The organism is Sulfuricurvum sp., from assembly GCF_019163035.1.
Taxonomy (GTDB): Bacteria; Campylobacterota; Campylobacteria; order Campylobacterales; family Sulfurimonadaceae; genus Sulfuricurvum.
In genome coordinates this window covers 35,551-40,044 of record NZ_JAFLKV010000034.1, presented here as the reverse complement: position 1 = coordinate 40,044, position 4,494 = coordinate 35,551, and the positions used below count along the sequence as shown (strand labels likewise).

At 43.9% G+C, this 4,494-nt stretch carries 5 protein-coding genes; 4 read left to right on the top strand and 1 reads right to left on the bottom strand.

The features are described from left to right. The first annotated feature begins 91 nt into the window (after window positions 1-91). The 4 genes from folP to motB all read left to right on the top strand — a co-directional run bounded on the left by folP (window position 92) and on the right by motB (window position 4,121). On the top strand, window positions 92-1,231 hold the full coding sequence (gene folP, locus JZU62_RS03015; protein ID WP_295011756.1) for a dihydropteroate synthase: 1,140 nt from the start codon (window positions 92-94) through the stop codon (window positions 1,229-1,231). 2 nt (window positions 1,232-1,233) lie between these two features. Further along, a complete protein-coding gene (locus tag JZU62_RS03010; protein ID WP_295011754.1) occupies window positions 1,234-2,385 on the top strand; it encodes a cation:proton antiporter in 1,152 nt (383 codons plus the stop codon). Window positions 2,386-2,485: 100 nt separating this feature from the next. Further along, window positions 2,486-3,259, top strand: coding sequence for a flagellar motor stator protein MotA (gene motA / locus JZU62_RS03005; RefSeq protein ID WP_295011752.1), 774 nt, complete (start codon window positions 2,486-2,488; stop codon window positions 3,257-3,259). Between the two features lie 10 nt (window positions 3,260-3,269). Next, entirely contained in the window at window positions 3,270-4,121 is an 852-nt protein-coding gene (gene motB / locus JZU62_RS03000; RefSeq protein WP_295011750.1) for a flagellar motor protein MotB, read from the top strand. A 96-nt stretch (window positions 4,122-4,217) separates the two neighbouring features. Here motB and JZU62_RS02995 read toward each other — a convergent pair. Beyond that, window positions 4,218-4,494, bottom strand: a 277-nt coding sequence (locus JZU62_RS02995) for a hypothetical protein (RefSeq protein ID WP_295011748.1), incomplete at its 5' end; no start/stop codon positions are given.

Below are 4,494 nucleotides of genomic sequence, written 5' to 3'. Positions count from 1 at the left end.
TTTGAGAAAGCTCTTCGTTTGATTGAACTCAATAGCCGTTTGCAGAGTGTGCTGGTCATGGTCTTGATGAATTTCCTCAAAGAGGTCAAACGTGGTCGTTGAGAAACTCTCTAACTGTATAGACCTGCACCGTGAGCTTAAAGCTCTCGGTGTTGATGGAGGCGGTGTTTCTATTTTAGAAGATAAAGCTCATTTCCACTTGATCCGTATCCGTGATCTGCATGTGGGTGCCGCCAATATTCTTAAACAAGATGCCCTGAGTATCGGTGCCGATCTCGCGGTTCCCAGAGGGACGGTAACTGCCTCGATTCCCCGTGTGGATGCTCTCTTGATCGCAACGGAGCGTCAGTTGCAGCAACTGGTAAAAAAAGAGAAAGCGCAACCCTTTGGTCTCAAAGCACTCTCTGTAGAATTGGAGAGTTTTTGCCATTTGAAACACGATGAGGATGCCTCAATTATGGGGATACTTAACGCGAATGATGACAGTTTCTATCATGCGAGCCGATTTCAGGGAAGCAAAGCGATTGAGCGGATCGAAACGATGATCGTAGAGGGTGCCGATATGATTGATCTCGGCGGTGTATCGAGCCGCCCGGGTTCGATAGCGGTGAGTGCGGAGGAAGAACTCTCCCGTGTGGCTCCAATCATTGATGCTCTGTACGAGCAAAAATTCTATGAAAAAACAGCCCTTAGTCTCGACAGCTACGAACCTCTCGTTATCCACTATGCACTGGAGAGAGGGTTTCGTATCGTCAACGATATTACGGGATTAGCCAACGATGAGGTGGCGCGATTGTGCGGCAGTTACGGTGCAACGGCTGTTATTATGCACATGCAGGGAAATCCGGTAAATATGCAGGAAAATCCCTCTTATTCTTCACTGATCGGTGATGTAGAACTCTTTTTTCGAGAGCGGATTGCTAAAGCAGAGTCATTCGGGATCAAAGATATAATCTTGGATTGCGGTATCGGGTTTGGGAAACGATTGGACGATAATCTCTCGCTTATCACCCATCAGAGCCATTTTCTCCGATTGGGGAAAAAACTGCTCGTCGGTGCCAGCCGAAAATCGATGATCAATGCGATCTCTCCCTCCATGAGTGATGATCGGTTGGCAGGAACACTGGCGATACACCTAAAAGCGATAGAAGAGGGAGCGACGATTGTTCGTGTACACGACGTTAAAGAGCACGCACAAGCGATTAAAATTTGGAAAGCGATGAGAGGATAAATATGGGAAATACCGTTGTTATTATTACCCTTTCGCTGTTGGTACTCCTCTCTCCATTTTTATCCCGTGTCACCAAAATTCCAGTGGTCGTTGTTGAGATATTACTGGGAAGTTTGGCGGCTTATTTTGGGTTATTGGTTGAAAACGAATTGTTTAAAATCATCGCAAAAGTGGGTTTTTTATACCTAATGTTTTTGGCAGGGATGGAGGTCAATCTAAAAGCGTTCGGATTTGAAAAATCCTCCTTGCTCCGTCGGACGATGCTCTATTTTGCGATGCTCTATGGGTGTTCATTTACCCTTTATGTCTATTTTGATCTGAGTTCGGTCTATCTGGTGGCATTTCCGATTTTCTCGCTAGGGATGCTGATGGCGCTGGTCAAAGAGTACGGCAAAGATAAACCGTGGTTGGCATTGGCGCTCAATATCGGGATTATCGGCGAGTTGGTCAGTATTATGGCGCTGACCATCCTCAGCGGCGGGTTGGAGTATGGATTTAACCGCGAATTTGCATTTGTATTGGGTGGGTTATTCCTCTTTTTGATTGGATTTGTCCTCTTTTTTCGAGGGATCAGGATCCTTTTTTGGTGGTATCCGAGCCTTAAAACGCTCATTATGCCGCACGAAGATAGTAAAGATCAGGATGTCCGTTTTTCGATGGCACTCATGTTTATTATGATAGCGATGATGCTTTATTTAAAAATCGATGTTGTTTTGGGAGCATTTTTAGCAGGGATGTTTATTGCAACCTATTTTAAACACAAAACAGAGCTACCTGAAAAACTCTCCTCCTTCGGATTCGGGTTTTTAGTCCCTATCTTTTTTATCCATGTCGGCTCAACACTTGCCTTGGATGCTTTTAGCGATGTTAGAATATTAAAGTTGGCATTGTTTATTGCGAGCGCCATTATTGGAATTCGTTTACTTAGCTCTTTAGTAGCATATGGGGGGTATCTTGGGTTGAAGAATACCATCTTGTTTTCGTTGAGCGATTCAATGCCGTTGACCTTTACAGTTGCTATTGCGACGCTCGGATACAGTGCTAATGCTATCACACATGATGAATATTATGCGTTTATTGTAGCGAGTATGGGGAGTGGGATATTTTTGATGCTCTTGATCAAACTATTGTATAGTTTGTTTAACAAAAAATAAAGAGTTTCGTACTGATTTTTAGTGAAAACAAGGTACAATCGGGATAATATAAAATGGTAATTACAGGGATGTAGTTTTACCCGTAACGAGAAGGAGTCACGTGGATTTAACCGTCGTATTAGGAATTCTGGGTGCTATTGCAGCTATTTCCACCGGAGATATTTTGGACGGCGGTAATCCCGTTCATATTATCCACTTGGCTTCATTGATCGTTATTTTCCCGACAGCGATGGCAGCAGCAGCGGTTGCTACGGATGTAGAGTATGTTAAAGGGGCTTTTAAACATCTAGGCCCGATCGTATTTAAAAAAAGTACGGTTGATTTACATGCGAGAATCAAAGAAATTATTGAACTTTCAACCTTAGCTCGTCGTGACGGTCTTTTATCATTGGAAGCAAAAGTGGCACAGATTGATAATGAGTTTTTGAAGCAGGGTCTTAGTATGGCGGTTGATGGTAATGAAGTAGATACCATTGTCGAGACACTGGAGTTGGTCATTGAAGAGACAGAGCACTATTATCACGGATGCGGACACTACTGGATTCTAGCCGGTGAAACATCACCCGTTATGGGTCTTATCGGAGCCGTTTTGGGTCTGATTTTGGCGTTGAAAAAACTCGATAATCCTGCTGAAATGGCGATGGGTATCGCGGGTGCGTTTACTGCTACCGTTACGGGGATTTTCTCCTCCTACGTTCTTTTAGGACCGTGGGGAAGAAAAATGATTGCAAAATCACACCATATCGTAAAAGAACAAAAAATGATGCTAGAAGGTATCGTTGGGATTGTTCATGGGGATAACCCACGTACCCTTGAAGCGAAATTACTCAATTTCCTCTCTCCGGCTGAAGAGAAACACAGTCAATTTAACTGATGAGTAAGTAATGGGTAAAAAACATAAGTGTAAGAAATGCCCAGAGTGTGAAGCAGGGGAAAAATGGGCAGTTCCAACCGCCGACTTTTTCAGTCTTTTATTGGCACTTTTCATCGCACTTTTTGCGATTGCATCGGTTAATAAAGAAAAAATTGCAGCATTGAAAGAGGAATTTGTTAAAATTTACGATTATGCTCCGGTTCCTGAAGCGGTTACTCCAGTGGTAAAAGAGGTTAGCGAGAGCAAGCCAACGCCAGAAGCGACCGCTAATCCTGCAGGTGCGGCTCCGGTTGCTGATGGTGGATCGTTGTTGGTAGGCTCTCCTCCTACCCCGGTAAATCAAGCAGTCTCTGAAGCCGTTAAAAAAATCCAACAAGAGTTAAAAAATGCGTCGATGGGTGCAGGTCCGCTCGATGAGAGCATGGATGGAGTATTATTAAAGCTCCCTACCTCAATCCCGTTTCGTGGTGCTAACGCAACAATTGATAACGAAGAGCTTCATCTGTTTCTTCGACGTGTTACCGATATTATCAATACGCTTCCGCCGTCGGTTGATATTTCAATTCGTGGATATACTGATAATTTGCCTCTCCCTGCGGGGACTCCGTATAAAGATAATATCGAACTCTCTGCGAAGAGAGCGGAGACGGTCATGCGAGAGCTCATTCAAAACGGTGTGGCTCCAGAGCGTCTTTCTACAGCAGGATTCGGTTCTGCTAAGCCGATTGCTGAAAATACCACCGAAGCAAATCGTGCTAAAAATAGACGGGTAGAATTTTATATGTATGTTTCCAATGATACGCCACTCGATCAAGCAAAGCAAACAAATATTTTAGATGCATTAAGCAAACTTCAAAAATAACTGAGACAAATCTCCTTATAATGTTCTCCTGCGTCACGGGATCTATTCGTAGAATGGATACCGCATGACAAAAACAGGAATAGTAAGATATTTCGATCAGAATGCTGCACCCGTTTCTGCGCCTGCGATTCCTGCAGCAATTATTGCACCTGACTTGCCAACCTCCATGGCGGCTCCAGTATTGTCTCCTTTTGCGTATCTCGCCGATGCATTTGTATATCCCTTATGCGCTTCATATCCAATACCCAAAGCGCCTAAAGCTCTACCGCCCCATTTTGCCGCTCCACTTGACTCAAATGCTTGCATGGTTTCGGTGAATATGTTAGAATTAGACATATTAGATTTAAAGGAGCTACCATGTTTAGTCTCGGTG

Excerpts from the sequence above, each read along its gene's own strand:
- motB (WP_295011750.1), top strand. The coding sequence starts at position 3,270 with ATGGGTAAAAAACATAAGTGTAAGAAATGCCCAGAGTGTGAAGCAGGG.
- JZU62_RS03010 (WP_295011754.1), top strand. The coding sequence starts at position 1,234 with ATGGGAAATACCGTTGTTATTATTACCCTTTCGCTGTTGGTACTCCTC.